Origin of the sequence: Neobacillus sp. YIM B06451, from assembly GCF_032667185.1 — a bacterium.
Lineage (GTDB): Bacteria > Bacillota > Bacilli > Bacillales > Cytobacillaceae > Bacillus_D.
The window spans coordinates 46,629-73,584 of sequence record NZ_JAVFKJ010000008.1 but is presented as its reverse complement, the minus strand read 5'-3'; the positions used below and the strand labels follow the sequence as shown (position 1 = coordinate 73,584).

Here is a 26,956-nt window from a genome sequence, read left to right as displayed (position 1 = left end):
ATTCGCAATAGCCAAGGAAGAGGACACAGGTTTTTTTAACCGAAACAGTCCCGGAAATCCATTTCTTTTTAAAATTCCATGCCTTCCCAATGGATTAGTATTCCTTTTATTCCGGCATTTTATTGTTTAGGACAAAGAATTTTTCTATTTTAAAAAAATAAGAAGGAAAAAGTATTTCTGTTATCGAAATACTTAATTACTACATAAAAAGGTGGGAATTTGATGGGCAAGACAGGAATCAAAGCGGAGCATTTATATGAATTAAAATCACTTGCAGACCCGAGGCTTTCACCTGATGGTAAGGTTTGCGCCTATACGGAAACAAGCATTTGTGAGGAAAAGGGAGATTACTTTTCAAATATTTTCACTGTGGATACGAGCGGCGATAAACAGCCGGCCCAATGGACTTATGGAAAAAATAAAAACCATTCCCCTCGGTGGTCCCCGGATGGCTCGCAGCTTGCGTTCGTTTCCAACCGAAGCGGTAAGAACCAAATTTACGTCATCGGTACTGGCGGAGGGGAAGCGAAGCAGCTGACAGACCTTCCGAGCGGGGCGGGGTCACCTGTATGGTCGCCGGACGGGAAGCGAATCGCTTTCCAGGCATCGGTGGAAAACGGGAAAAAGGTGACCGATAAAGAGGAAGAAAAGAAAGAGAAAGACAAGAATAAGCTTGAGCCTCTTGAAGTAACTAAAATGAAATATAAATCGGATGGGGAAGGTTTTTGGAAAGGGAAATACCGGCAAATCGCAGCTGTCGATGTGGAAACAGGCGAAGTCACCCAGCTGACGGATGGGCCGTACGACCATTATCTGTTCTGCTGGTCCCCTGATGGAAAGCGGCTTGCCGTAGGCGCTGATTACAGCGAAGATAAGGATAACTCATTCAGGCTCGACCTTTACTTCCTCGAAACGGAATCGGGCGAGCTTAAGAAAATCGATTCGGGTGAACTCTCCTTCTCAAATGCTTCCTGGTCGCCGGATGGAAAGACAATCGCACTGTCCGGCCATGACATGGAGTATAAAAATGCGACATTGTCGAGGGTTTGGCTATACGATGTTGAATCGGAATCCTTTACCTGCGTAACAGGGGATCTTGATGCGACGATTGCTCCGGTGCTCGGAGGCGATTTCCTTCAGGGTACGGTTTCGCCGGGAATCCTCTGGGCGGATGACAGCAAAAGTTTTTATTTTATCGTCAGCGACCTTGGAAACACGGTAGTCTATTTCGGAAACGTGGAAGGGGAACTTTACCCAGCCCTTCTCGACAACCAGTATGTATATGGGATGTCGCTTGACGGCAAAAACCAGCGCGCCGCGGTTGCCATCAGCAGGCCGGACGAACCGGGCGACCTGTATACGCTCGAGATTACAAGCGGCGATCTGACGAGGCTTACCGCAATCAATGAAGAATTTTTGAAAGACAGAACCCTTTCCGTGCCGGAAGCGATCAGCTTTGAAGCGGAAGACGGCGTTGAACTTCATGGCTGGATCATGAAGCCTGCCGGATTCGAGGAAGGAAAGAAATATCCGCTCATCCTCGAAATCCACGGAGGCCCGCACACCATGTACGGAAATACGTACATGAATGAATTCCAAATCCTTTCCTCAAGGGGTTATGCAGTTCTTTACATCAATCCGCGTGGAAGCCACGGTTATGGGCAGGAGTTTGTAGATGCGGTCCGTTCCGATTATGGCGGCGGCGATTACAGGGATTTGATGAGGGCTGTTGATTACGCGCTTGAAACGTATGATTTTATCGATGAAAAACGACTTGGCGTAACAGGCGGCAGCTATGGCGGTTTCATGACCAACTGGATCGTCGGGCACACGAACCGTTTCAAGGCGGCCGTTACCCAGCGCTCAATTTCCAACTGGGTCAGCTTCTATGGTGTCAGCGATATCGGCTACTATTTCACAGAATGGCAGATTGGCTCGGGCCTTGAGGATATTGAAAGGCTTTGGAAGCATTCACCGCTCGCCTATGTGGAAAATGTTGAAACTCCTCTGTTGATCCTCCACAGTGAAAAGGATTACCGCTGCCCGATTGAGCAGGCGGAACAGCTGTATATCGCCTTGAAGCGCCTGAAAAAGGAGACGAAGTTCATTCGTTTCCCTGAGGAAAACCACGAGCTTTCAAGGAGCGGCAGGCCGAATCTGCGGATTGCCCGCTTGAACTATATTGTCGATTGGTTCGATGAGTATTTGAAATAAGTTTGCATCTAGATAGTAAATGAGTTTTATGAAAAGCCGTCCGCAATCCGCGGGCGGCTTTCTGTTGATTCTAAAAAGGATTCTGACAGCAAACCCCATTTTGAACGGTGACGTGTCCAAATCAAGCGAGGATTCTGACAGCGAACCGCGTTTTTAAGGGTTGCGTGTCCGAATCGAGTGGGGATTCGGACAGTGAACGTGATTTGGCGCGTGGTTGTCACGAATCAAGGGGTTGTGTGACAACCAAACCGGATTTTGGCGCGTGGTTGTCACGAAACGGGGACTTGCGTGACAACCAACCTAGATTTGGGCCCTCGGTTGTCACAAAACGGGGATTTGTGTGACAACCAAACAGGATTTGGGCCCTTGGTTGTCACGAATCAAGAGTTTGAGTGACAACCAAACTGGATTTTGGCCTTTGGTTGTCACGAAACGGGGACTTGCGTGACAACCAAACCAGATTTTGGCCCTTGGTTGTCACGAAACGGGGATTTGCGTGACAACCAACTCAGATTTTGGCCCTTGGTTGTCACGAAACGGGGACTTGTGTGACAACGAAACCAGATTTTGACCCTTGGTTGTCACGAATCAAGAGTTTGCGTGACAACCAAACGAGATTTTGGCCCTCGGTTGTCACGAAACGGGGATTTGCGTGCCAACCAAACCAAATTTTGGCCCTCGGTTGTCACGAAACGGGGATTTGCGTGACAACCAAAACGGATTTTGGCCCTCAGTTGTCACGAAACGGGGATTTGCGCGACAACCAAGCCGTGTTTTTGAACGGTGACGTGTCCAAATCAAGCAAGGATTCTGACAGCGAACCGCGTTTTGAAGGGTTGCGTGTCCGAATCGAGTGGGGATTCTGACAGCAAACCAGGTTTTAAACAAATCCGTGTCGAAATCAAGGTGAGCGAGTCCGGTCACAGCGCCATTCCTGAATATTCGACCTTTTTCATCATCAAATTTTGATTACGGCAAAAAAATTGGTAAGATAAATCCATCTAACATACCGTATCCAGCATTTTTTTGAAAAGGAACGGCGCCATTGTACACCGAATTCATAGGATTGGACGGGATCTGGATGAGATACGAACAAAGGCAACAGCGCAGAAGGAAAAAAAGCGTTTGGAAACCGATTCTCGGCATCATTGCGCTCCTTATTTTATGCATAGGAGCTTATTCATATTTTCAATATAAGCAGGGCATTAAGCAATCCGAGAAAGTCATCGGCGACAAGAAAAAACAAGAATATACTTTCTCCGGCCAAAAGGACCAATATGGCGGAACCAATATCCTTCTCCTTGGCATTGACAAGGACGGCGGCAGGAACTCTAGGTCTGATTCAATCATGATTGCCCACTACAATCAAGGAAAGGGTACGTACAAACTGACCTCGATCATGCGCGATTCGTATGTGGACATTCCGGGGCATGGGAAGCACAAAATAAACGCCGCGTTCGCTTTAGGCGGCCCGGAGCTTTTACGGAAAACAATCAAAGAGAACTTTGATCTGGACATACAATATTATGCGATCATTGATTTCCAGGGCTTTGTACAGGTAATCGACGAGGCCTTCCCCCAAGGGGTTGAAATCGATGTAGAGAAAAAGATGAGCGAATACATTGGCGTTAAGCTTGAGCCCGGGCTTCAGCGCCTGGATGGGAAGCATTTGCTTGGCTATGCCCGCTTCCGCCACGATGCGGTTGGGGATTTTGGCAGGGTTGAACGCCAGCAGAAGGTAGTCAGCAAGGTTGCCAGTGAATTGACCAGCATCGAAATGCTTCCGAAGCTTCCGAAGCTAGTCGGCATTGTCGTGCCGTTTGTCAATACAAACATGGACACGAGCGATATGCTGTTCATGGCGAAAGGCTTTTTCGGGAAAGGGAAGGAGGATATCGATACCTTCCGCATTCCTGTTAAAAACGGCTATAAGGATGCCCGAGTTGGCGGGGAAGGGGCTGTCCTTTTGGTTGATGTCCCAAAAAATCGCGAAGCGCTTCACCGGTTTATTACAGAATGATGATATTTTGCCACCAAAAGATTAAAAAAGAAACAAAAGGGATATAAAAAAAGAAGCTGGATATAAGGAGTTTCAAATGGATGTCGAAGTATTGAAATCATGGTTTACGCTGGAAAATATTATGGATCTGATCCGGGAGTACAGGTCTTTCGGTCCAATCCCTGGAATCATTTTGCCAATGCTTGAAGCGTTCCTGCCATTCCTGCCATTGTTCCTATTCGTTATGGCAAATGCGAGCGCATTCGGCCTTTGGTTTGGATTCCTTTATTCATGGGTGGGTGCATGTACGGGAGCCATGCTCGTTTTTATCCTATTCCGGCGCTTTGGCCAAAGGCGTTTTCTTGCCTTTTTGCAAAAGCACCCCGCAGTCAGGAAGCTAATGAACTGGGTGGAACGCCACGGATTCGGGCCGCTGTTCCTTATGCTGTGCTTCCCGTTTACTCCTTCCGCGGTCGTAAACATCGTTGCCGGCTTGTCAAAAATAAGCATCAAGCAGTATATGCTGGCGGTCCTTGCGGGCAAGATGGTAATGATCTTCACTATAAGCTTCATTGGCTACGATATCCGTTCGCTCTTTACCCAGCCTATCAGGACGCTGGCTGTAGCCGCCATCATCTTCATTCTCTGGCTTGCCGGCAAACAGATTGAACGAAGGATAAATATGGCAACTAGAAAGCGCGAATGAATTTTTGCGGGGGCGGTACGTTTTGGCACGTTGGAAAAAGGAAGCGATTGAGTGGGCAAAAGCCTTCTTCGTTGGCATCATTATCTTTGCTTTAATCCGGTCTTTCTTCTTTGCCAATTATGTGGTGGAAGGGGAATCGATGATGCCGACCCTGAAGGATGGAAATAAGCTTGTCGTGAATAAAATCGGCTACCAGCTTGGGGCCCTGCACAGGTTCGATGTGATTGTCTTCCATGCAAACAGCCGTGAGGACTATGTGAAACGCGTCATTGGACTGCCCGGGGACATAATTGAATACAAAGAGGACCGGCTTTACATCAACGGGAAGGAATTCGATGAACCTTTTCTGGAACCGTACAGGAAGGAAGTCCCCGGGGATATACTGACGGGTGACTTCACCCTTAAGGAACTTACCGGAAAAATGAAAGTTCCAGAAGGAAAATTGTTCGTCATGGGCGACAACCGGCTTGAAAGCTGGGACAGCCGGCATTTTGGATTCATTCCTGTAAAAAATGTCGTCGGGAAAGTGAACCTCTTATATTGGCCAATCAATGATTTAGCCGTTTCTTTGTAAAAAACCCTGCGCAGCGGGGTTTTTTGCATGAAAAAGCGCTCCTCCTATGGCAGTTCCTGGGCAAACATTTGTGCCCATTTTGTGTTAAAATGGAAGTATGCTGAAAAAGGACGGAGGGGACTTGGATGTCTCTTAGAATGCTGATTGGAAGAGCCGGAAGCGGTAAGACGCTCACTTGCCTTGAAGAAATAAAAAGCCGGCTTGCCGAAAGCCCTGAAGGCCCGGCGATTATCTACCTCGTACCGGAACAAATGACATTCCTGTCTGAATACAGGCTGGCGACCGATGAAACGATCGGAGGGATGATCCGCGCACAGGTATACAGCTTTACACGGCTTGCATGGCGGATCCTCCAAGAGACAGGCGGTTCAAGCAGGTATCATTTGAGCAATGTCGGTTTGAATATGCTGATAAGAAAAATTATTGAAGAGCAGAAGGACCAGCTTCGCCTCTTCAGGCGGGCGGCCGATAAGAACGGCTTCATCCAGCAGGTCGAGGAAATGCTCATTGAGTTCAAGCGTTATTGTATTGAACCGGAAAAGCTTGCCGAGAGCCGGGGGAGGATTGGAAGCGAAGGCAGGGTGGACAAAACCCTCGCTGACAAGATGCACGATTTAGAAGTCATTTATAAGCACTTTGAAGATACAACCTCCGGAAAATACATTGATTCAGAGGACTACTTCCGCCTTCTTGCCGAAAAAACAGGAAGTTCTCGGTATTTGAAGGACGCCGAAGTATACATTGATGGATTTTACAGCTTCACCCCTCAGGAATACAGGATTATCGGGGAGCTTTTAAAGGTGTGCAAAAGGGTAACCGTCACCCTCACACTGGACAGGCCGTGCCCTGATAAGGCCCCGGATGAGCTGAATTTATTCAGGATGTCCGGTGAAACGTGCAAAAACCTTTTTGACCTCGCGCGAAACGAGCAGATCGAAATGGAAGGTCCGGTTATCCTTGGAGAGCAAAAACGCTGGGAAAATGGCGGGCTTCAGCATATGGAGGCCTATTTTGACTCTAGGCCGGCAAAGCCGTACGAAGGGGAATCCGGAGTAACGATTATCCAGGCCGTCAACCGTCGGGCTGAAGTTGAAGGAATCGCAAGGGAAATCAGGAGGCTTGTCAGGGAAGAAGGATACCGTTACCGCGATATTGCGCTCCTTTTGCGCAATGGGCGTGATTACCATGAAACAATTGAGCCGGTCTTTTATGATTACGAGATACCTTATTTTATAGACCAAAAGAGGACGATGCTTAACCACCCGCTGGTCGAGCTGATCCGTTCTTCTCTTGAAACTGTCAACGGCCATTGGGGCTATGAAGCGGTATTCCGAGCGGTAAAAACGGAGCTTTTGTTCCCGCCGGCCGGAAATGTCGCCAGGCTGAGAAGGCAGATGGATAAGCTCGAAAATTATGTTCTATCCCACGGAATACAGGGGAAAAAGTGGACCGGGAAGGAGCGCTGGAGATACAGGAGGATCCGTGGCCTGGACTTTGCTTCAACAGTCCAGACAAATGAAGAAATCCGTATGGAGCAGGAGCTTAACGAACTCCGCCTAATCATCTCCACTCCGCTTATGAGGCTGTCAAGAAGGCTGAAAAGGGCTGCGAATGGCCGGAAAATGTGCGAGGCTGTCTATCTTCTCCTGGAAGAACTCGATATCCCTGCAAAACTGGAAGGCTGGAAGGCTGAGGCAGAAGAAGAGGGCAACCTTATCAAAGGCCGGGAGCACGACCAGGTGTGGAACGCCATAATCGATTTATTGGACCAGTACGTTGAAATGCTTGGCGACGAGCCTGTTACGCCACGCCAATTCGCTTCCATCCTCGATGCAGGCCTTGAGTCGCTGGAATTTTCACTTGTCCCTCCGGCGATTGACCAGGTAATGGTGGCGAATTTGGATAAATCGAGGCTCGCCGAAATAAAGGTCGCATTTGTGCTTGGTTTGAATGAAGGAGTCCTTCCGGCAAAAATCTCCGATGATGGCATTCTCGGGGATACGGACAGGGAAATGCTCGCGCTGGCCGGGGTAAAGATTGGCCCAGGCAGCACCGAGCGACTTCTTGATGAAAATTTTATCGCCTACAAGGCATTCGTCACCCCCGCTGACAAACTATACATCAGCTACCCGCTCGCCAATGCCGAGGGGAAGTCACTCATTCCATCTTCCTATATTAAAAGAATGGAAGATTTGTTCCCTGGCAGCGAGAAATGGATGATAGCCGCAGACCCCGCGGACCAGAACGAGGAAGACCAGCTTGCGTTTATCAGCAGCAAGGAAACGGCGCTCGCCTATTTGACGTCCCAACTGCAGCTGAAGCAAAGGAACTATCCAATCTATACATTCTGGTGGGATGTGTACAATTATTTTGCAGTAAGCCCAGGCCTCAGGGAGAAGGCGCGGCTGGTTCTTTCGAGCCTCTTCTACACGAACAGGACCGTAAAGCTTCCTTCCAGTCTTGCCGTTGAACTGTATGGGGAGGACATTCAGGGGAGCGTTTCGAGGATGGAGCTGTTCAATAGCTGTCCATTCTCCCACTACATCCAGCATGGCCTGAAGCTGCGGGACCGCCAGATCTACAAGCTGGATGCCCCGGATATTGGCGAATTGTTCCACGCGGCCTTGAAGTATATCGCCGATACCGTAAATGAGCAGAACATCTCCTGGGCGGACCTGTCACGCGAGCAATGTGAAAAGCTTGCCAAAAGCGCCGTTGCGGCGATTGCGCCACGGCTTCAAAATGAAATCCTGCTCAGTTCGGAAAGGCATCATTACATTAAGAGGAAGCTAGAACAAATCATTACCAGGGCGTCCGTCGTGTTAAGCGAGCATTCAAAGTTGAGCGAATTCGAGCCAATCGGCCTTGAGGTTGGTTTTGGGCGTGGGGGGAAACTGCCGCCGCTCGCATTCAATCTAAAGAATGGCAGCAAAATGGAGCTCGCCGGGAGAATCGACCGAATTGACAGCGGCGAAGGAAAGAATGGCGAACTGTATTTAAGGGTCATCGATTATAAATCGAGCAGCAGGGGCCTTAACCTGTCAGAAGTCTATTACGGGATTGCCCTCCAGGTACTCACTTATCTTGATATCGCTATTTCAAATTCGGCGACGCTCGTTGAAAAGGAAGCAGACCCGGCTGGCGTGTTCTACTTCCATGTGCACAATCCGATGGTCAATACGACACGGCGCCTGTCCGAAGAGGAAATCGAACAGGAAATTTTAAAGAAGTTCAAGATGAGCGGCCTCATCCTTGAGGACGAAGAAGTGATCCGCCTGATGGACAAGAGCCTTGAAAGCGGGGAATCGCAAATCATTTCCGCTGGCTTTAAAAAAGACGGCACCCTGACAAAGGCCTCCAAAACAGCGACTGCCGATGATATTGAAGACCTCCGAAAATTTGTTCGGAAGGTATACCGGGATACAGGCAACGCGATTATTAGCGGGGAGGTCGGGATTGATCCATATAGGCTGAAGGATAAAAATCCGTGTACATTTTGTTCTTTTAAGCCGGTTTGCCATTTTGACGAATCAATCGATGGAAGTAAATACCGCAGGCTCGTTCCGCAAAATGACAAAGAAGCGCTTGATCTGATCAGAAAGGAGGTTAAGGAACATGAGTAAAGTGTCGATACCGCCGATGCCAGCGGGCCTGAAATGGACAAACGACCAGTGGAGGGCAATCAAGGCGAAGGATACCGATATCCTCGTCGCCGCTGCAGCAGGTTCCGGCAAGACAGCCGTCCTGGTCGAACGGATCATCCAAAAAATACTATCTCCGGAAGATCCCGTTGATGTCGACCAGCTCCTCGTCGTTACGTTTACAAATGCCTCCGCTGCGGAAATGCGCCACCGGATTGGGGAAGCGCTTGAAAAGGCCATTAACGAAAGCCCGGATTCAAGGCATTTGCGCAGGCAGCTCAGCCTTCTGAACAAGGCTTCGATTTCCACCCTCCACTCCTTTTGCCTTGATGTGGTGAGGAAATTTTATTACCTGATTGACGTGGATCCCGGCTTCAGGATTGCGGATGAAACGGAAGCACAGCTTCTCCGCGATGAGGTCCTAGACGACCTGTTTGAAGAGGAATATGGGACGAAGGATAACGAGCCGTTTTTCCGCCTCGTCGATACCTTTACTTCTGACAGGACGGATGATGCCCTGCAGGACATTGTTGGAGCAATTTTCGATTTTGCACGCTCGAACCCGGATCCGGACCGTTACCTGGATGGGATTGTTTCCATGTATGACACTGGGCAGATTTCGAAGGTTGAGCAGCTGCCGTTTATTGATGCGCTTCTATTCGATATTGAACTCCAATTGAAAAGCGCACGGCAATTTGCTGAAAAGGCGATGGCTGTGTCCATGCTTCCCGACGGTCCGGCGCCTTATGCGGACGCATTGGCGGATGATATCCGGCTGATTGATTCACTGCTTGCAGTCAGCGATTCATGGGAAGCGTTGTATGCGGCGATGCAAACGTTGGAATTTTCAAAAGCTAAGCCAATCAAAAAGGGAACCGCGGATGAAGAATTAAAGAAAAAGGCAGCAAAGTTCCGAGATAAAGCCAAAAAAATGGTGACAGGACTGAGGGATGAATTGTTTTCAAGGAGGCCTGAAAGCTTCCTGCGGGATATGGAGGAAATGAAACCGGTCATCGCTACACTGACCAGCCTAGTCAGGAAATTTTCCGAAAGGTTCGAAGCAGCGAAAAGAGATAGGGGCATCGTCGATTTTTCCGATCTTGAGCATTATTGCCTGGACATCCTCACTCAGGGAGATGAGGAAGGAGAGCGGCTTGCTCCTTCCGCCGCGGCGCTTTCTTATCGGAACCAGTTCCGTGAAGTGCTGGTGGATGAATACCAGGATACGAACATGGTCCAGGAAACGATTTTGAAACTTGTTTCAGGAGGGCATGGCGAGAGCGGAAATCTGTTCATGGTCGGGGACGTAAAGCAATCAATTTACCGTTTCCGGCTGGCGGAGCCCAATTTGTTCCTCGGAAAATACAACCGCTTTACGAAGGATGGCGCGACAGGCGGATTGAGGATCGACTTGGCGAAAAACTTCCGAAGCAGGCAGGAAGTCCTTGATGCGACCAACTATTTGTTCAGGCAAATCATGGGCGTAAAAGTAGGGGAAATTGAATATGGCGAAGATGCGGAGCTAAAGCTTGGAGCGGAGTATCCGGAAGAACCATTCCCTGTCGAGGTGCTGGTCATAGACCAGGGAGCGACAAACGGCGACAGGGATGAAGAGGAGCCGGAGCTGGAGGGCGAGGTTCTTGAGGCGGAAGAATTGGAGCAGTCACAGCTTGAAGCCAGGGCGATGGCAGCCAGGATAAAGGAAATGATTGCGTCGGGGCAACCGGTCTATGAAGCAAAAACAAAAACAACGAGGCCAATCCGCTACCGGGACATCGTCATTCTGCTCCGTTCAATGACATGGGCACCGCAAATCATGGAAGAATTTAAACAGCAAGGTCTTCCGATTTATGCCAACCTGTCAACGGGTTACTTCCAGGCTACCGAGGTTGCGATCATGATGTCCCTCCTCCGGGTCATTGACAACCCGTATCAGGATGTTCCACTCGCAGCAGTCCTAAGGTCTCCGATTATCGGGTTGAACGAAGCGGAACTTGCATTTATAAAAATCCATGATAAAAGGGGCTCTTTCTGGGACAGTGTGATCTCGTTTTGCGCGACACACCCTTCAGAGGAGCATGAAGGCCTCCACGAAAAAATCTGCCGTTTCAGCGAACAGTTGGAAGGCTGGAGATCACTCGCAAGGCAGGGTTCGCTGTCTGAGCTTATCTGGCAGCTATACCGGGATACAGGATTTTATGATTTTGCCGGTGGCCTGCCTGGGGGAAAGCAGCGCCAGGCCAATCTCCGCGCCCTTTATGACAGGGGAAGGCAATATGAAGAAACCTCGTTCAGGGGATTGTTCAGATTCCTCCGCTTCATTGAACGGATGATGGACCGGGGCGATGACCTTGGCGCTGCAAGGGCGCTCGGTGAACAGGAAGATGTTGTCCGGATAATGACCATCCACTCAAGCAAAGGGCTTGAGTTCCCGGTTGTGTTCATTGCTGGCCTTGCCAGGAACTTCAATATGATGGACATTCGCAGTTCCTATATGCTGGATAAGGAATTCGGGTTTGCATCGAAATATATCAATCCCGAAAAGCGGATTGCCTATCCTTCTCTTCCGCAGCTTGCATTCAAACGGAAGAAAAGGATGGAAATGCTCGCCGAGGAGATGCGTGTCCTTTATGTCGCAATGACCCGGGCAAAAGAAAAGCTGTACATGCTCGCCACCCTGAAGGACGCCGAAAAGAAATTAAGCCAGTGGGAAGATATTGCTTCCTATCCGAATTGGCTCCTGGAAGATGCAGACAGGGCAGCGGCGAAAGGGTATTTTGACTGGATTGGGCCGGCGCTTGTGCGCCACAGGGATGGCGGCTTGCTTCGCCTCTCGGAAACGGGCCCGGGGGTTCCGGAATCAATATCGCACGATGGCTCGAGATGGACAATAACATTGCTTGACGCCGAGGATATTAGAGGTGTCGATGAGCAGGGTGAACCGGACGGGGATCGTTTATTGGCGCGCGTCCGTGATCTTCAGCCGGTACCGGAAACGTCGAACCGTGAAACGGAAGTCAGGGAAAGGCTGATATGGGAATATCGCTTCCAGGATGCTGCTGCCCACAGGGCAAAACAAACAGTATCCGAAATGAAGCGGAACCGTGAACTAGCGGATGAGCAAAGCGGAACAGACCTTCTAAAAAAGGCGAGAAAGACAATCCTGGACCGCCCGCGGTTCATGCAGGAAAAATCATTGAGCGCCGCCGAACGCGGAACCGCCTTGCATAGTATCATGCAGCACGTGAGGCTGGATCAGCCAATAACCGAGGATTCAATTGCATTGCTGGCAAGCCAAATGGTTGCGGCGGAGTTGTTGACGGAAGAGCAGCGCGAGATTATCGAACCCTCATTGATAGTCAAATTCTTTGAATCCGAACTTGGTCAAAGGCTTCTTTCGGCAAAAAAGGTCTACCGGGAAGTGCCGTTTACCGCTTCGATTGCAGCGAAAGAAGTTTACCCAGATTGGAAGGATGAAAATGAACCGATTTATATCCAAGGAATCATTGATTGCCTATTCGAGGATAGCGAAGGAATAGTCATGATCGATTTCAAGTCTGACAGGATCACCGGCCGCTTCCACAGCGGGTTTCAAGGTGCCGCACCGATTCTTGCCGACCGCTACCGTCTTCAAATTGACTTGTATACAAGGGCACTAGAAAAAATTTGGAAACGGCGGGTTGATGAGCGCTATCTTTTCTTCTTCGATGGCGCCCATCTCCTTAAGGTTGAAAGGGATAACGAAAACGTGTAAAAAAATGACATGAACCTCCAACTGGTTCATGTCATTTTACATATTCGCGGTCGTTGGCTGATCAACGAGCTTCGTATCGAGGACATTCGTCCCGCTTACCGCGCTTCCGGTTGCATTGAAAATGCCTGTATTTGAGCTCCCGGCACCTTGAAAGGTCTTGGCTGTACTTTTAGGAGAAATATTTAGGACATCGCCAAAATTAACAGTTCCTCCAGTAACGTTGTGAATATTTACCGGTCCGACAAGTGCCGGCATAAACTAACACGCCTTTCGTCTACAAATAAAATGCAGCTTATTGGGTTTCTGCCCGTTCGAGCAGCTGCCTGATATGATGGATTCGTGCTTCCATGCTGATGTATGGAGTGCTTCCAACCTGGATAATGGATGCTGCCGAAAGCCCCTTCACATCAATTGTTCCCACCTTGATGACCGGATTCAGCTGGAAGGTGTCGATAAGGATTGGTTCATAAATCGGAGGGAGAGGGATTGGCTCTGAAAATACTTTGAATTGGGCAAAGTCTCCTTCTTCATCAAAAAAGATTTCTGCCTCCCTCTGGACAGCAAGTGCCCGGGAATTGCCGAAGATTCTCATCGCGTCCCCGATTAAGATGGTCGAAGAAAATAATGCTGATTTTACAAAAATAGAATCAACTTTTGATATTCTTTGAAGCATCGTGTTACGATCCTCGGCTCAAAGGAACAAATGGCCCGATAATCAAGGATTCCGCCGGGGTATCAAAGGCGGATGCAAGCTGGATGGTTTGCGCATCTCCAACGAGGAGCAGCGAGGAGCTGGATACCCCAATAACCCTGATGCTGCCGACGGACAGTTCCCTGTTGTACGTTTGAAAAATCATTGTTGTTCCCCTTCTTTCATATTGGCGGGCAAATGATTAAAAAAAGCTAGAACGCCATTTTCGATTTCTTTTTTGAGCGCTTCTGCCGTTTTAGCGATTGAAGTGTCATCAGGCCCGGTTGCCCCGGCTTTTCTCAAATGTGCTTCAATCCTGCCAGGAAGCTGTTTTTTAATGTCATTTTGAATGAAGGAAAGGTAGGAGCCTGCATGCTGCACGCCAAGCTTCGTTTCCGCGGAAGCGATAAATCCGGGAAGGTCTGATTCGATGTAACGGTTGATTTCTTCTTCGACTTTCATCCCGCGCTGCATCATTTCCATCGGAGGAAGAGGCATCCCCGGCTGGCCGCTCGGGATAGAAAAATCCTCAATTCCTTGCAAGTCCTGGGGATTGAGGCCGATACTAAGCGTACCCTCCAACGTTTCAACCTTCAGCTGGTCGAATTTGTATTGAATCGTCCCGACATGAATAGGGGGTTTTTCCTTTAACTGCTTTATTTCATCCTCGGCACATCTGAGCGAGTTTTCAAGGGCTGTAATTCTTTGTTCATAAAGCTGGAGCTGGCCTTGCATCCATTGAATAATTTGATAGATATCCACGGAGTACACCTCTCTTCCTCGACCTGACATGGAGTCCTATTTAAAGGGGAACCGAAGGAGTTTGTATCAAAGGAAGTTTCCCTTCTTCACCAGGGGCCGGCGCTGGAAAGGTGAAAGGTTTTTGCGCGGCAGGGGCAGGACCGGTGAAACCTCCCGTATTCGCGAGATAGGAAGCGGGTTTGATAATCCCCGCACTTCCGATTTGAAAAACAGAGGAATTTGATATCCCGCCGATTCTAATAAAGTTGATTTGGATAGTTTGCTGGATATAAAAATTCATGCCGGCCACCTCACTAGATATTGAATGCAATAGGCTGGTCGATCCCGTCTGTGTCATACACATTTGTTGAACTTACGCTATTCAGGTTGCTGATCGCTTCCCCGGTATTAAAGGATCCGGCCCCCGAAAAGGTTTTTGCACTGGAGATGGGAGATAGATTCAGAACATCGCCAATGTTCATAACGGCGCTCGAACCCAAGGAAATGACCTGGACAATACCTACGATTGCTGGCATAGGCTACACCCTTTGAAATTATTCTCCTACTATCGTATGTACATAGCCCGGGAATGTGTGTAGTGTGAAAGAAAAACAGAAAATGGACGAGAAAACAAGTGCGGGATGGCAAAATCTACTATATAATTACGGAATGCGCCTAAATCTATAGGCTGGGCAATTTTTTTCGCCTACATAACCATGCAAAATGGATGGGGGAGTGCGTTATGGACAGTAAGCTGGAGCCGACAGTTGAAGGAAACCGGATAGCATCATTAGATGCAATGAGAGGGTTTGCGATAATAGGGATTTATCTGGTCAATATGCTGAGCTTCCACTCCCCTTATGTTTTCATCGACCCGCTAGAATGGTGGGGAAAAGGCATCGACCGGATTGCCTATTTGTTTATTGACGTATTTGCCCAGGCGAGCTTTTACCCATTGTTCTCTATGCTTTTCGGGTACGGGCTTATGCTCATGAGGGAGCGGGCAATTGGGCGCGGGGCCAATTTTACAGTGTTCGCCGCGAGAAGGCTGGCCTTTCTTCTTGCTGTGGGAATGGTTCACGCATTCCTTATTTGGCCGGGGGATATTTTGATTACATATGCGTGCGTCGGATTGCTCCTGTTGTTTTTCCTGCGGTTCAGTGGGAAGGCTCTTCTTATCTTAGCCTTGGCCATGTATACCGTTCCAAACTTGCTTCTCGGCCTTCTTCTGTTGTTGGCTGACGTGGCAGGTCCGACTGTAAACCTATGGGAAACGTATAAAGCTGACGCGCAGCAGGCACTTGCTGTATATGGAAATGGTTCGTTTCAGGAAATTACAGAAATGAGGATATCCGAATGGATCTTTCTCAACAGCCCTGAGACTATCCCAATCACATTATTCTCTATATTGCCACTCTTTTTGTTTGGAGCGGCGGTTGCAAAGCTCAGATTGCTTGAAGAGTCTGGGAGGCATTTGAAGAAATTCAAGGCTGCCGCGTTTGGGTTGCTGCTACCTGCGATGGCCCTGAAAACGTTGCCGTATTATGGGTGGGAGGGCTACAGCGCGGAATTTTTCCAGGACTTTTTTGGAGGCCCGCTTTTGGCTCTATGCTATGCGGGGATGATTGTCTTGGGAGCCGGAAAATTCGAGGCCGTGGCTGGCTGGCTTGCCAATGTCGGAAGAATGTCGATGACCAATTATTTGTTTCAGTCGATATTGTCGACATTTATTTTTTATGGGTATGGCCTCGGCCTTTATGGTAAGGTTTCAGCCGCACAAGGAACCCTTCTTGTTTTCGCCGTTTTCTTTATTCAAATCGCTGTCAGCAGCATGTGGATGAAAACATACCGGTATGGCCCGGTGGAATGGCTGTGGCGGAGTTTCACGTATTTCAAAGTCCAAAAATTGCGGAGGAGGGGGAATGCGTGAAAAAGATTGCGATAATTGGGAGCGGAGGGGCCGGAAAAAGTACGCTTGCCAGGAATCTTGGCAAAACGCTTGGTTTGAAGGTATACCATTTGGACGCCCTTTTTTGGAAGCCGGGCTGGGTTCCGATGGACCGGACCGCATTTATTCGCTTACAAAATGAAATCATGGATGAAGAAACATGGATTATCGATGGTAACTTCGGCTCTACGATGGATGCCAGGTTGGAAAAAGCTGATACGGTTATATTCCTCCATTATTCAACCATCCGCTGTTTAATTGGGATAGTGAAAAGAAGGATTCAGTACCAAGGAAAAACAAGGCCGGATATGAGGGAGGGCTGCCAAGAAAAGCTCGATTGGCAGTTCATCACCTGGGTCGCCGGATATAACCGGAAAAAGGCTCCGTCCATCCTTGGTAAGCTTCATAAAATGCGTGATAAACAAATTTATATATTTACCCGCCCTTCGGAGGCTGAAACCTTTTTAAGGGGGTTAAGTGAAAAAAATAATACAAAAGTACTAGGTATTTTTAGTTAAAATAGTTAATTAGTACTATATCCAACCAAATATAAACATTTTATGATGTGAGTAAGAGAACAGTCGACAAGATATGCGCGCTGTATCTCGATAAAGGCAAAGCTGATGAAAATCAGTGACGCAAAGCTACAGGGGCTAAGGCACGTTTGTGCTATGCCAGCCAGTTACCGAAAGATCAGGGTGCATCATAGGTGTGTTTATTTACCAATGACCCCCCTTTCGGTAAAGGCGGGGTCATTTTATTTTCAGGAGGTGACGAAGGTTGAAGGTCGTGAATCTGTCGAATGGGACGGAAATTGCAGAATCGGTAGACAGCGCCGACAGTTTTTTCAAAAGGCTAAAGGGCCTGATGTTTACAAAGGATCTGCCCGCGGGTCACGGCCTGCTCATACAACCCTGCCAATCCATCCACACATTCTTCATGAATTATCCAATCGATGTTGTGTATTTGGACGGAAACAACATCGTCGTGGGCATTGACGAAAATATGGCGCCCTCAAAGATTGGAAAGGTTCGCCGGAAAGCCCGCTCAGTACTAGAATTGCCGGCGGGTACCATTCAGAATACGGACTTGAAAGTGGGACATTGTTTATCTATCAAATAATAAAATTTAAGGAGCTAATCAAACATGATGAATAAAATGAAAGCATTGCTAACTGAAGAACAAGGACAAGGCATGACTGAGTACGGTTTGGTTTTGGGTGTTATTGCGATTGGGGTAGTTACAATTCTCATCACATTTAAAGAGAAAATTATAGCAATATTTACAGATGTAACAACTGAGATTGAAAAAGTAAATCCGTAATTTTTTCCAAAAACAATAATAGAAGATTTATTATTATTCAATTGGTTGAAAATCAACTGCAAGGTATCAGTGGGCACGAAAACCTTTTGTTCAATCTATATAATTCAAATGAGTATTTTGTAATGTAGTAGGAAAGCCTTGCGTTCAGGAGTCAACGTGGGGCTTTTTTCAATCAGAGATTTGCCCGGAAAAGAGGTTTTTGGAGTGATAAACGCCATTTTACTGTTTCTGCTCCTGGCCATCTGTATTGTCACAGATGTGAGGGAGCGGAAAATCTATAACAAGGTCCTGCTGCCTTTCCTGATTGTGTCACTGGCGGTAAATGGGCTGGCAGGCGGGATGGAAGGATTGACGAACTCTATTCTCGGTCTCCTTGCGGGTTTCGGGATCCTTCTCATTCCTTACCTGCTGGGTGGAATGGGGGCTGGGGACGTAAAACTCCTCGCCGTAATCGGAGCTCTAATGGGAGCCAAGTTTGTCGCGCTATCAGCGATTTATATGGCGCTTGCTGGCGGGGTTTTCGCTTTAGTTCTTATCGTGTTCCGCAAAAGCGCGAAACAATTATTAAAAGGGGTTTTTTATTCATTTACCGGATTGTTGAACGGATTGAAAATTCCCCTCATGTACGATAAAGATGCAATGAAACAGACATATCCATATGGAGTTGCAATCGCGGTTGGCGCCGCCATTCAATTTTTCCGGGCCGGGATGATTTTATGAGGAAGAATGAATCCGGCCAATCATTGGTGGAGACAGCCCTTGTCCTTCCCCTTTTATTGTTGTTGGTCGTCGGGATCATTGACTTTGGCAGAGTAACATACTCTTATGCCCACCTCCACATGGCCGCCCAGGAAACAGTCCGCAAAGGAGGGCTGGGGAGGTCGGATGCAGAAATAGCATCCTTCGCAAAAAATTATGTCCGCCTTGGGGATTCGAGCAACCTAATTGTTGAAATCACTCCACCTGGCTCAATTCGGAAATCCGGTGATTATGTGAAGGTGAAATTGAAATATCCAATAAAACTGTACACCCCGTTTTTGTCCAGCCTCTTTCCAACCCCGCTTTATGCGCAGACTGATTCTACAATCCGAGTTGAGTAGGAGGCACGGATCATGGGGAATTTTTTAAAAGAAGAAAAGGGAGTCGCCATCATCTACGTCGCACTTGCCATGGTGGCATTGCTTTGCATCACTGGGCTCGCCATTGACGGCGGATTGCTTTATATGACGAAAAGCAAGCTTCAAAAAACCGCGAATGCCGCAGTACTATCCGGTGCCCAGGAGCTAACCAATTCAGAGGAACAAGTCAATAAAGTGGTGAATCGAATCCTCGCCGACCACGGAGAATCTAGTTCCAGGGAAAGCCTGCTCATCGTGAAAGACAAAAAAGTGCGGGTGGTCCTTTTAAAAAAAGTAAAGCCTGCTTTCGTGGGATTGTTCGGGTTTGAAACAGTCGATGTCCGGGCCTCGGCGGCTGCATCGCTCGCTCCAATGGGAAGGGCAGCGGGAGTCGCGCCGCTTGGCGTACACGAAGATACTCCGTTGAATTATGGCACGGTTGTCAAATTAAAAACAGACTCATCAGGTTCGGTGAGTGGGGTTTTCGGCGTCCTTGCCCTCAATGGCCCCGGTGCGAAGACTTATGAAGAAAATCTTCGTTACGGGTATCAACAGGAAATTAAGGTGGGTGAAATTATCCCAACCGAGACAGGTAATATTGCGGGTAAGACGAGGACGGTTGTCCAGGAATTGATTAATGGATGCACCTCAGCTATCGGGGATTTATCCGACAGGGATTGCTCAAGGGTTATCCTGATACCCGTTTACAAGCCATACCAATTCGATTCAAACCAGCTAAAAAATATCCAAGTAAAAGGGTTTGCCTATTTTTATATAACAGAACCAATGAGTAACACTGATACATCCATTACTGGGATGTTCATTAAATGGCCGGGTACCGGTTTTTATGAAGAAGGCAGCATTGACCGTGGCGCTTATGCCATACGGTTGACAGAGTAGGTGGAAAAATGCGATCAAAAATGGTATTAGTGCTGGCCCTCGCCATGGGCATGATTACGACAGTGTTGTTTTACCAATACATGGCGAAGTTTGATAAAAAGGAAACGACTTCCGCGCCGTTGGCGGAAATCGTCGTCGCGAAAGAAAGAATCGATAAGAACGAAAAAATAACAGCAGAGAAACTTGAGGTCATCCTGGTTTCTGAAGACAGGGCCTTGCCGCAAGCGGTGCCTTCCATTTCTCAGGCGGAGGGAAAGCTTGCTGACGCCATGATAGAAAAGGGCGAACCGATTCTTGCCCACAGGCTCGTTTCCCAAAATGAAGAAACGGTATATGTTTCCCGTAAGGTGAGGGAAGGGTACCGGGCTGTATCCGTTTCCTTAAATCTGCCACAGTCAGTTACAAATCTGATCGAACCTGAAGATGACGTCGATGTGATTTTTGCTAAAGAAGATAAAAAAGCAGCCGACGCTCCTGATTTCAGGACGAATATTTTGCTGGAAAAAGCAAGGGTATTGGCTGTCGGCAGGAAAATTATCCTGCCGGAAAACACGAAGGAACCTTATGTTGAATATACGGCGGTTACGCTCGAAGTGAAGCCGGAAGATGCGGTAAAGCTTGTCAAGGCATCACAGGAAGGAATCGTCCATTTAATGCTGCATACGAGGCCTGTTTTGAAAGCTGATTCAAGTCCTTCGGAAGGAAATGAGAGTTAATTGATGGAAGGTGATGGAGATGGCGGGGTTTGATGAAAAGACAACAAGAGAGGGCGGCGCTCCGAAAACCCGCGGAAAAATGATTGCCGTCTGCAGCGCTAAAGGTGGGATTGGCCGGACGATCCTCTCCGTCAATCTTGCTGTCTCATTATCCAAACGAAATCACTCCGTCGCTGTTCTGGATGGCGATTTTCAATTCGGGGACGTTTCACTGGCAATGGATTTGCAGCACACGTTTACAATCAAGGAGGCGATGGACGGCTTCGGTTCGCTTGATGAACATCGCCTTGAGGAATATTTAAGTGTCCACGGTAGTGGGGTGCGCGTCCTGCCTGCGCCCGAACGCCCAGAATATGCCGACCTCCTTACTAAGGAGGCGGTTTCAAAAATGGCGGATTTTCTGCTGATGAAACATGATTTTGTTGTCTGCGATACTGGCGCGGGGTTGAATGAACATACGCTTAATCTGATCGAAAAGGCGGATGAAATCCTTGTTGTCGCGACCCTTGAAATGGCCGCGATGAAAAACACGAAACTTCTGCTGGAGACGCTCGATATCCTGGGGCTTCGTGACAAGGTCCGCGTTGTTTTGAATCGGGCCAATATGGAAAGCGTCATAAAAGCAGAGGATGGGGCAAGGATCCTCGGGGAGGAAGCGCCCATTTATATCCCGAATGACTTCCAGACATGCTCGAGGTCCCTCAATATGGGGAGCCCATTTGTACTAGCGAACTCAAAATCAGAAATTGCTAAAGCTGTTTTTAAAATGGCGGAACTAATTGCATCCAACCAGGCGGGGGAAGGGATTGGGAAGAAGAAGGCAAACGCTTTATCCCTGTTCCCCTGGAAACGTAAGAAAGGGGGAATGTCAAAATGAAGCTGCTTGACCGCATCAATGAGAAAAACAACACAGCATCGCCCATTCCCAATCCTGCCGCGGAGCAATCCAAGCTGGAAACAGAATTGCAAAAGACGGAAACACCTGATATTCCAAAGGTAAAAGAAACTCCACGGGAGCAGCCTATTGAGCCAATCCGCCAAAAACAGGCCGATAAGCAGCAGGAATTGAAAAGCATCCTTCATAAAAAGATTCTCCATGAACTTAAGGATGAAGAAGTTGAGGCAATTATTCCGAAGCTTGATTCGATGGCGATGGAAGTCATCAAGGAAGATGAATCGTTCCGAGGGATTGTCGACCGGAAAGTCGTTGTTGCTGAACTGACGAATGATTTGACGGGCTTTGGCCCGATCAATCCGCTGCTCTTAGATGAAGAAGTTTCCGAGGTCATGGTCAACGGGCCGAAGCAGGTTTATTGCGAACGGAAAGGGAAGCTTGTCCTGACGGATATCACATTCCGAGATAACGAGCATGTGATGAACGTAATCGAGAAAATTGTCGCGCCGATTGGAAGAAGGATTGATGAAAGCTCGCCAATGGTCGACGCCAGGCTGCCTGACGGGTCCAGGGTTAATGCAATCATCCCTCCGCTCGCGCTGAACGGTCCAACGATCACGATTCGGAAATTTTCGAAGGACCCATTTCAAATAGAGGATTTAATCAACTTCGGCACGGTTACGAAAGAAATGGCGGTCTTCCTTGATGCGTGCGTCAAGGCGAGGCTGAATATATTTGTCAGCGGCGGAACGGGTTCAGGGAAAACAACGACGCTGAATGTTCTGTCCAATTTTATCCCGAATGACGAACGGATTGTCACAATCGAAGATGCCGCCGAGCTTCAGCTTGGCCAGGACCATGTTGTCCCACTCGAGTCAAGGCCCCCGAATATTGAAGGGAAAGGCGCCATCACCATCCGCGACCTTGTCAGGAACTCGCTCCGGATGAGGCCGGACCGCGTTGTTATAGGAGAGGTGCGCGGCGCCGAGGCGCTCGATATGCTCCAGGCGATGAATACCGGGCATGACGGGTCACTGGCGACGGGCCACTCCAACTCACCAAGGGATATGATTTCAAGGCTAGAAACGATGGTTTTGCTTGGCGGGGTTGAGCTTCCGATTAAAGCGATCCGCGAACAGATTTCCGGGGCGCTAGATGTAATCATCCAGCAATCAAGGCTGAAGGATGGCTCGAGGAAAATAACGAATATCACCGAGGTCCAGGGCATGGAGGGTGATGTGATTGTCCTTCAGGATATTTTTGTGTACCAACAGACGGGCGTGGATTCATCGGGTAAATATATCGGCAAACTTGTTCCAACAGGCGTACGCCCAAAGTTTTACGAGCGTCTTGAGAATTCGGGCATTCATATTCCTCCAAGCGTATTCATTGAAAGGGAGGAATAGAGATGAAGGCGGTTCTCCTACTGCTTATACTTTTCTCTTCTTTTCTATTATTCTATGGATTGTTGCAGATCTTTTTTTTACGCAACCAACGGATTGAAAAAAGAATGGAGAGGTACTTGTCCTCCTCAGTAGAAGTTGAAATCAACGGTAATGATATTGACTTATTTGCAAGGTACACGGCGGCCAGGAAAAACCTGACCAAAAAGCTGCTCACCAAAAAGAAGAACAATAAGCTTGAAACAATGCTTGCAAGGTCCGGGGTGCCTATGAAGCCGGACGAATTCATTACGTTTCAATGGATTTCAGCGGGATTATCCGGAATGCTTCTTGTCCTTTTTTTCAGCCACTGGCTATTGTTTTTTCCGGGATTTTTAATCGGATATTTGATTCCTGGCATCATTTTAAAAAAGAAAGAAAAAGAGCGGGTTGAAAAATTTAACGAGGGCCTTGCCGACATGATTACGACCATCATTGGCTCACTGAGGGCTGGCTTCAGTTTTCCGCAGGCTTTAAAATCGGTTGCCGATGAATCCGACTCTCCAATTAAAGAGGAAGTTGAATCGGTAATTAAATCGATGCAGTACGGAAGCAGCATTGAAGACGCGCTGAATGAGCTGAAGGAGCGGATGCCGAGCGAAGACCTTGATCTGATGATTCAGGCCATCCTGATTCAGCGGCAGGTGGGAGGAAATCTGGCGACGGTCCTCGAGAAAATCGTCGAAACCATTCGGGACCGGACAAGGATTCAGCGGCAAATCAAAACACTCACCGCCCAGGGACGGATGTCCGGTGTCGTGATTGCCCTATTGCCGCTATTTCTGGGAGTCGCTCTCTATTTTATCCAGCCCGATTTTATGAAACCGATGTTCACCCATCCAATCGGAATCGGGATGATTGCTATGGGAGCAACCTCCTGTATGATTGGCTTCTTGTTCATTAAAAAAATCACGAATATTGAGGTGTAGGATTTGGTCTACCTCACTTTTTTCCTGGCGGTTACTCTTCTTGTCTATGGGTTATTAACATTTGGAACAAAGAAAAAGGAACATGTGGACAAAAGGGTTTCCGTCTACATTACCGGGGTGCATGTTAAACAAGATCAAGGGGACGAAAAAGGGGAACAGCTTTCCTTTTACGAGCGGTTCTTTAAACCTGCACTCAATGATTTTAAAAAAAGCTTTAAAAAGAGAATGCCCGGCGAAAAGGAAGCGAAAATTGAGAGGAAGCTTGAACGGGCGGGCTATCCTTTTGGGATGACGCCGGTTGATTTCAGGCTTTTGCAAACGGCGACAAGCATTGTATTTCCAATTATTTTTGCTGGTTACAGCCTGCTGCTTGGCCTTGGTTCATCCTCAGCTTTCTTTGGGGCGTTTGCAGGCTTCGCCGTTGGAAATATGCTTCCGCATTTATACTTGAAGAAAAAGACGAAATACCGTGAGAAGATGGCGCTAAAGGAACTCCCTGACACGCTCGACCTATTGACGGTAAGCCTTGAAGCGGGGCTCGGCTTCGATGCCGCGGTCAGCAAGCTTGTCTCAAAAAAGGAAGGCATCCTCGCGGAGGAATTCCAGCGTTCCCTTGAGGAAATGCGGCTTGGAAAGCTTCGCCGTGAAGCGCTTGGAGGCGTGAGGGATCGGCTTGAAGGAGTCGATCCTGTTAAAAACTTCATCAGCAGTATCCTTCAGGCTGAAAAACTAGGGATTGGGATGGTTCAGGTCCTGCGGGCCCAATCGGTAGAAGTACGCGAACAAAGAAGGCAACGAGCGGAGGAAGCCGCCATGAAGGCTCCCATCAAAATGCTGTTCCCGCTCGTCCTATTCATCTTCCCAAGCCTGTTCATCGTCCTCCTCGGCCCAGTCGTCATGCAGTTTATTAAAGGGTTTTAAAGGAGTGATCTCCTTGGGGAACGAGTGTGACGGCAGAGGAAATCGATGCGAGGTTCTACTTGGATTTTGGACTTTGCGAAAAATAGTTTTAAAAACTGAAAGATTCCGAAACCTTCCCTTAAAACGGAAGGTTTTTTTCGATATACTAAAGAAAATGACATTTAAGGAGCGCTATTGTATGAAACTAGCAACTGTCCTGCATAATGAAGAAACGATTCCCGTTTTGGTAAACAAGGACGGACAATCCTTCCTGCCGCTTAAGGCGGCGGCTGAAAAACGTTCTGGCGAAGGAGATAGAATCCCGGATACGATGGTTGGAATCATCCATGGCGGGGAGCCGCTTAAAGAATACATACAGAATTTATTGGATTGGGCCAGTGAGGACAGGGAAGGCCAGTCTATGTGGATCCCTTTGGAGGATGCGAAACGATTGGCCCCGATTCCGCGGCCGTTAAAGAATGTATTTTGTGTTGGGAAAAACTATGCCGACCATGCGATTGAAATGGGCGGCCCTGAGGATATCCCTGAGCACATCATGGTCTTTACGAAGCCTCCAACCGCGGTAGTCGGTGATAGGGAGGAAGTTCCAGCACATCGAGGCGTTACCGAGCAGCTGGATTATGAAGGCGAGTTGGCGATTATCATCGGAAAAGCGGGGAAGGCGATTTCAAAAAAGGAAGCTCTCGATTATGTATACGGCTATACAATAGTAAATGATATAACTGCACGGGACCTTCAGAAGCGCCATAAGCAGTTTTTCATAGGGAAAAGCCTTGATGGCACTTGCCCGATGGGGCCATGGATTGTAACAGCGGACGAGGTGGGGGATGCCGGAAACCTGAATATCCGGACAACTGTGAACGGGGAAGTAAGGCAGGATTCGAACACGAGCCACTTTATTTTCTCGATAGAACAAATTATCGCGGATCTTTCAAAAGGGATGACCCTTGAGCCTGGGGATATTATCGCGACGGGGACGCCTGCCGGGGTCGGCAAAGGCTTCAATCCTCCGAAATTTTTGAGCCCTGGGGACACAATTGAAATCGAAATTGAAAAAATCGGCGTGCTTAGAAATACTATCTCGGAATAGCCTGCACTTTCCACTTTTGCCATCATATATTTAGGATTTTCATAGTGCCTATGGTATGATAGTAGCGAAAATTATAAAGGAGGAAAGTGGATGACACACGCCCATATCACAACCTGGGTACTTGGCGCGATTTTATTTTTCGTCGCCCTATCCATGTATAAAGGCGGGAATGAAAAAGGAGCCAAAATCACCCATATGATTTTAAGGGTCTTTTACCTGCTTATTTTAGCAACCGGCTTTATGTTGCTATTTTCGATTAATATTGACTTGCTTTACATTTTAAAAGCGGCGGTCGGCCTTTGGATCATTGCCATTATGGAATTTATCCTTATGAAGACTGGCAAAAGGGAACAGACAAAAGTCCTTTGGATTCAATTTGCCATTGCCTTTATCCTTGTCCTGCTCCTTGGCTTTAGCCTCCCAATGGGATTTGACTGGTTTTAAAAAGCTGCCATTTGGCAGCTTTTTCAATTAGCAGCAGGCGAATCCAGTAATTCAGCAGGTACGGCCATTATGCCGTGACATTATTAATCAAATGGATTATGGCCTAGGAGGAAGCCAGTTTCTCAATGATCAGCCTTTTCCCGGTATTCAACGTAAATTCAAACCGGTCAGTTTCTTTTTCGTAATAGCAAAAGTGATGCTGGACACTGCAAATTTCCTCCTGATTGTCGAAAATCATAAAGTTAACTCCGCTTTTTGGGGAATGTTCACTCAGAAAATTAAGGTGGTTGTAGCAATAAAGGCAATCGTAGATAGAAAACCCCAGTGAATTCAGCGTCGTAACAAATTGGAAAAAGGCGTCTTGATGGATTCGCTCCAAAAGCCTTTCAAGGGAATAAACGAGATGCTTCCTCACCCGTACCTTGTCATGGTCTCGGAGATACAGACAATCGTCCCCGAAAGAAATTTTCCCCGCTTCCACAAGAATTCCTTTTCGCCAGCGATTTAACCTGAATAGTTCAATCTCCTGGAGAAAATGCTCCTCAAGCAATGAAGCCTCATCCGTTTCTTTTTCAAAAAATACCCATTGTTCGTTAATAAATTCGATTGATCCCTCTGTATAGGCCCTGGCCTGGGTTTCATACACTTTGTCGCGCTGCTGTCGATTCATCACTTTACCTCCGTGAACGGTGCTACTTCTTTTTTAGACATAAACCTCTGAATTTATAACCTTTCGTGAACAATCCGGAAATATACCATTTCCTGAGGCGCATAAACGATATTGCTTTCCTTCACGAAATGGCTTTTAAAAGAAGTGTCAGACTCCATCACGGAAATGCACTTCATACTATACTATTCTTCAACCGGACAATCCGATACCGGGCTAAAAACGCAATTTTAGAAGAGGGCT

The 26,956-nt window shown here is 47.8% G+C and carries 28 protein-coding genes and 1 riboswitch; of the genes, 21 read left to right on the top strand and 7 right to left on the bottom strand.

What is annotated here, in order from left to right; genetic code table 11:
- Nucleotides 1-222 precede the first annotated feature (222 nt).
- From RB160_RS14540 to addA, 7 genes are all read left to right on the top strand, one after another.
- Entirely contained in the window at nt 223-2,214 is a 1,992-nt protein-coding gene (locus RB160_RS14540; protein ID WP_316571146.1) for a S9 family peptidase, read from the top strand.
- A gap of 704 nt (nt 2,215-2,918) precedes the next feature.
- Nucleotides 2,919-3,080 carry a hypothetical protein gene (locus tag RB160_RS14535; RefSeq protein WP_316571145.1) on the top strand — a complete coding sequence of 54 codons (162 nt, stop codon included), beginning with the start codon at nt 2,919-2,921 and terminating at the stop codon, nt 3,078-3,080.
- Nucleotides 3,081-3,295: 215 nt separating this feature from the next.
- The gene (locus RB160_RS14530; RefSeq protein WP_316571144.1) at nt 3,296-4,234 is read left to right on the top strand and encodes an LCP family protein; all 939 of its coding nucleotides are present in this window, start codon (nt 3,296-3,298) and stop codon (nt 4,232-4,234) included.
- A 76-nt stretch (nt 4,235-4,310) separates the two neighbouring features.
- Nucleotides 4,311-4,919, top strand: coding sequence for a TVP38/TMEM64 family protein (locus RB160_RS14525; RefSeq protein ID WP_316571143.1), 609 nt, complete (start codon nt 4,311-4,313; stop codon nt 4,917-4,919).
- Between the two features lie 22 nt (nt 4,920-4,941).
- Nucleotides 4,942-5,493: a signal peptidase I gene (gene lepB, locus RB160_RS14520; RefSeq protein WP_316571142.1), complete on the top strand. Its 552-nt coding sequence runs from the start codon at nt 4,942-4,944 to the stop codon at nt 5,491-5,493.
- A gap of 125 nt (nt 5,494-5,618) precedes the next feature.
- Nucleotides 5,619-9,116 carry a helicase-exonuclease AddAB subunit AddB gene (addB, locus tag RB160_RS14515; protein ID WP_316571141.1) on the top strand — a complete coding sequence of 1,166 codons (3,498 nt, stop codon included), beginning with the start codon at nt 5,619-5,621 and terminating at the stop codon, nt 9,114-9,116.
- Nucleotides 9,109-12,888 (top strand): helicase-exonuclease AddAB subunit AddA, encoded by a 3,780-nt coding sequence (gene addA / locus RB160_RS14510; RefSeq protein WP_316571140.1) that lies wholly within the window; start codon nt 9,109-9,111, stop codon nt 12,886-12,888. The genes addB and addA overlap by 8 nt, the downstream gene beginning before the upstream one ends.
- Before the next feature lie 36 nt (nt 12,889-12,924).
- On the opposite strand, the gene RB160_RS14505 is transcribed toward addA, so the two are convergent.
- From RB160_RS14505 to RB160_RS14480, 6 genes are read right to left on the bottom strand one after another with little or no spacing between them, the layout of a single operon-like run.
- Nucleotides 12,925-13,143 (bottom strand): spore germination protein, encoded by a 219-nt coding sequence (locus tag RB160_RS14505; protein WP_316571139.1) that lies wholly within the window; start codon nt 13,141-13,143, stop codon nt 12,925-12,927.
- Nucleotides 13,144-13,180: 37 nt separating this feature from the next.
- On the bottom strand, nt 13,181-13,561 hold the full coding sequence (locus RB160_RS14500) for a spore germination protein GerPE (protein ID WP_316571138.1): 381 nt from the start codon (nt 13,559-13,561) through the stop codon (nt 13,181-13,183).
- Between the two features lie 4 nt (nt 13,562-13,565).
- Nucleotides 13,566-13,745 (bottom strand): spore gernimation protein GerPD, encoded by a 180-nt coding sequence (locus RB160_RS14495; RefSeq protein ID WP_316571137.1) that lies wholly within the window; start codon nt 13,743-13,745, stop codon nt 13,566-13,568.
- Nucleotides 13,742-14,341, bottom strand: a complete 600-nt coding sequence (gerPC, locus tag RB160_RS14490; protein WP_316571136.1) for a spore germination protein GerPC — start codon at nt 14,339-14,341, stop codon at nt 13,742-13,744. Before gerPC ends, RB160_RS14495 begins: the two co-directional genes overlap by 4 nt.
- 40 nt (nt 14,342-14,381) lie before the next feature.
- The gene (locus RB160_RS14485) at nt 14,382-14,621 is read right to left on the bottom strand and encodes a spore germination protein GerPB (RefSeq protein ID WP_316571135.1); all 240 of its coding nucleotides are present in this window, start codon (nt 14,619-14,621) and stop codon (nt 14,382-14,384) included.
- 13 nt (nt 14,622-14,634) lie between these two features.
- Entirely contained in the window at nt 14,635-14,856 is a 222-nt protein-coding gene (locus tag RB160_RS14480; RefSeq protein ID WP_316571134.1) for a spore germination protein, read from the bottom strand.
- Between the two features lie 206 nt (nt 14,857-15,062).
- On the opposite strand from RB160_RS14480, the gene RB160_RS14475 reads away from it, so the two are divergent.
- The 14 genes from RB160_RS14475 to RB160_RS14410 all read left to right on the top strand — a co-directional run bounded on the left by RB160_RS14475 (nt 15,063) and on the right by RB160_RS14410 (nt 26,046).
- A complete protein-coding gene (locus tag RB160_RS14475; RefSeq protein WP_316571133.1) occupies nt 15,063-16,250 on the top strand; it encodes a DUF418 domain-containing protein in 1,188 nt (395 codons plus the stop codon).
- Nucleotides 16,247-16,786 (top strand): DNA topology modulation protein, encoded by a 540-nt coding sequence (locus RB160_RS14470; RefSeq protein ID WP_316571132.1) that lies wholly within the window; start codon nt 16,247-16,249, stop codon nt 16,784-16,786. The genes RB160_RS14475 and RB160_RS14470 overlap by 4 nt, the downstream gene beginning before the upstream one ends.
- An 85-nt stretch (nt 16,787-16,871) precedes the next feature.
- Nucleotides 16,872-16,958: riboswitch (cyclic di-GMP riboswitch) on the top strand.
- Nucleotides 16,959-17,057: 99 nt separating this feature from the next.
- Entirely contained in the window at nt 17,058-17,390 is a 333-nt protein-coding gene (locus RB160_RS14465) for a DUF192 domain-containing protein (RefSeq protein WP_316571236.1), read from the top strand.
- A gap of 24 nt (nt 17,391-17,414) precedes the next feature.
- Nucleotides 17,415-17,591, top strand: coding sequence for a Flp family type IVb pilin (locus RB160_RS14460; protein ID WP_316571131.1), 177 nt, complete (start codon nt 17,415-17,417; stop codon nt 17,589-17,591).
- 204 nt (nt 17,592-17,795) lie between these two features.
- A complete protein-coding gene (locus RB160_RS14455; RefSeq protein WP_316571130.1) occupies nt 17,796-18,311 on the top strand; it encodes an A24 family peptidase in 516 nt (171 codons plus the stop codon).
- Entirely contained in the window at nt 18,308-18,691 is a 384-nt protein-coding gene (locus tag RB160_RS14450) for a TadE/TadG family type IV pilus assembly protein (protein ID WP_316571129.1), read from the top strand. Before RB160_RS14455 ends, RB160_RS14450 begins: the two co-directional genes overlap by 4 nt.
- 12 nt (nt 18,692-18,703) lie before the next feature.
- The gene (locus tag RB160_RS14445) at nt 18,704-19,609 is read left to right on the top strand and encodes a pilus assembly protein TadG-related protein (RefSeq protein ID WP_316571128.1); all 906 of its coding nucleotides are present in this window, start codon (nt 18,704-18,706) and stop codon (nt 19,607-19,609) included.
- Between the two features lie 8 nt (nt 19,610-19,617).
- Entirely contained in the window at nt 19,618-20,325 is a 708-nt protein-coding gene (gene cpaB, locus RB160_RS14440; protein ID WP_316571127.1) for a Flp pilus assembly protein CpaB, read from the top strand.
- Between the two features lie 19 nt (nt 20,326-20,344).
- Nucleotides 20,345-21,202: a CpaE/TadZ family protein gene (locus RB160_RS14435; RefSeq protein WP_316571126.1), complete on the top strand. Its 858-nt coding sequence runs from the start codon at nt 20,345-20,347 to the stop codon at nt 21,200-21,202.
- Entirely contained in the window at nt 21,199-22,626 is a 1,428-nt protein-coding gene (locus tag RB160_RS14430; protein WP_316571125.1) for a TadA family conjugal transfer-associated ATPase, read from the top strand. The genes RB160_RS14435 and RB160_RS14430 overlap by 4 nt, the downstream gene beginning before the upstream one ends.
- 2 nt (nt 22,627-22,628) lie before the next feature.
- Complete coding sequence (locus RB160_RS14425) at nt 22,629-23,591, top strand: type II secretion system F family protein (RefSeq protein ID WP_316571124.1); 963 nt, start codon at nt 22,629-22,631, stop codon at nt 23,589-23,591.
- 3 nt (nt 23,592-23,594) lie between these two features.
- Entirely contained in the window at nt 23,595-24,512 is a 918-nt protein-coding gene (locus RB160_RS14420; protein WP_316571123.1) for a type II secretion system F family protein, read from the top strand.
- A gap of 178 nt (nt 24,513-24,690) precedes the next feature.
- Nucleotides 24,691-25,602: a fumarylacetoacetate hydrolase family protein gene (locus RB160_RS14415; protein ID WP_316571122.1), complete on the top strand. Its 912-nt coding sequence runs from the start codon at nt 24,691-24,693 to the stop codon at nt 25,600-25,602.
- A 90-nt stretch (nt 25,603-25,692) separates the two neighbouring features.
- Nucleotides 25,693-26,046 (top strand): YisL family protein, encoded by a 354-nt coding sequence (locus RB160_RS14410; RefSeq protein ID WP_316571121.1) that lies wholly within the window; start codon nt 25,693-25,695, stop codon nt 26,044-26,046.
- 103 nt (nt 26,047-26,149) lie between these two features.
- Here RB160_RS14410 and RB160_RS14405 read toward each other — a convergent pair whose 3' ends face one another.
- On the bottom strand, nt 26,150-26,716 hold the full coding sequence (locus tag RB160_RS14405) for a DUF2777 domain-containing protein (RefSeq protein ID WP_316571120.1): 567 nt from the start codon (nt 26,714-26,716) through the stop codon (nt 26,150-26,152).
- Nucleotides 26,717-26,956: the final 240 nt, after the last annotated feature.

Bases quoted from the DNA above. Each gene is read 5' to 3' on its own strand.
- RB160_RS14435 (WP_316571126.1), top strand. From the start codon at position 20,345: ATGGCGGGGTTTGATGAAAAGACAACAAGAGAGGGCGGCGCTCCGAAA.
- addB (WP_316571141.1), top strand. From the start codon at position 5,619: ATGTCTCTTAGAATGCTGATTGGAAGAGCCGGAAGCGGTAAGACGCTC.
- RB160_RS14480 (WP_316571134.1), bottom strand. From the start codon at position 14,856: ATGCCAGCAATCGTAGGTATTGTCCAGGTCATTTCCTTGGGTTCGAGC.
- RB160_RS14500 (WP_316571138.1), bottom strand. From the start codon at position 13,561: ATGCTTCAAAGAATATCAAAAGTTGATTCTATTTTTGTAAAATCAGCA.
- RB160_RS14445 (WP_316571128.1), top strand. From the start codon at position 18,704: ATGGGGAATTTTTTAAAAGAAGAAAAGGGAGTCGCCATCATCTACGTC.
- RB160_RS14505 (WP_316571139.1), bottom strand. From the start codon at position 13,143: ATGCCGGCACTTGTCGGACCGGTAAATATTCACAACGTTACTGGAGGA.
- RB160_RS14415 (WP_316571122.1), top strand. From the start codon at position 24,691: ATGAAACTAGCAACTGTCCTGCATAATGAAGAAACGATTCCCGTTTTG.
- RB160_RS14530 (WP_316571144.1), top strand. From the start codon at position 3,296: ATGAGATACGAACAAAGGCAACAGCGCAGAAGGAAAAAAAGCGTTTGG.
- RB160_RS14450 (WP_316571129.1), top strand. From the start codon at position 18,308: ATGAGGAAGAATGAATCCGGCCAATCATTGGTGGAGACAGCCCTTGTC.
- RB160_RS14540 (WP_316571146.1), top strand. From the start codon at position 223: ATGGGCAAGACAGGAATCAAAGCGGAGCATTTATATGAATTAAAATCA.
- cpaB (WP_316571127.1), top strand. From the start codon at position 19,618: ATGCGATCAAAAATGGTATTAGTGCTGGCCCTCGCCATGGGCATGATT.
- RB160_RS14525 (WP_316571143.1), top strand. From the start codon at position 4,311: ATGGATGTCGAAGTATTGAAATCATGGTTTACGCTGGAAAATATTATG.
- RB160_RS14475 (WP_316571133.1), top strand. From the start codon at position 15,063: ATGGACAGTAAGCTGGAGCCGACAGTTGAAGGAAACCGGATAGCATCA.
- RB160_RS14405 (WP_316571120.1), bottom strand. From the start codon at position 26,716: ATGAATCGACAGCAGCGCGACAAAGTGTATGAAACCCAGGCCAGGGCC.
- RB160_RS14430 (WP_316571125.1), top strand. From the start codon at position 21,199: ATGAAGCTGCTTGACCGCATCAATGAGAAAAACAACACAGCATCGCCC.
- RB160_RS14410 (WP_316571121.1), top strand. From the start codon at position 25,693: ATGACACACGCCCATATCACAACCTGGGTACTTGGCGCGATTTTATTT.
- RB160_RS14485 (WP_316571135.1), bottom strand. From the start codon at position 14,621: ATGAATTTTTATATCCAGCAAACTATCCAAATCAACTTTATTAGAATC.
- RB160_RS14460 (WP_316571131.1), top strand. From the start codon at position 17,415: ATGATGAATAAAATGAAAGCATTGCTAACTGAAGAACAAGGACAAGGC.
- RB160_RS14495 (WP_316571137.1), bottom strand. From the start codon at position 13,745: ATGATTTTTCAAACGTACAACAGGGAACTGTCCGTCGGCAGCATCAGG.
- RB160_RS14425 (WP_316571124.1), top strand. From the start codon at position 22,629: ATGAAGGCGGTTCTCCTACTGCTTATACTTTTCTCTTCTTTTCTATTA.
- addA (WP_316571140.1), top strand. From the start codon at position 9,109: ATGAGTAAAGTGTCGATACCGCCGATGCCAGCGGGCCTGAAATGGACA.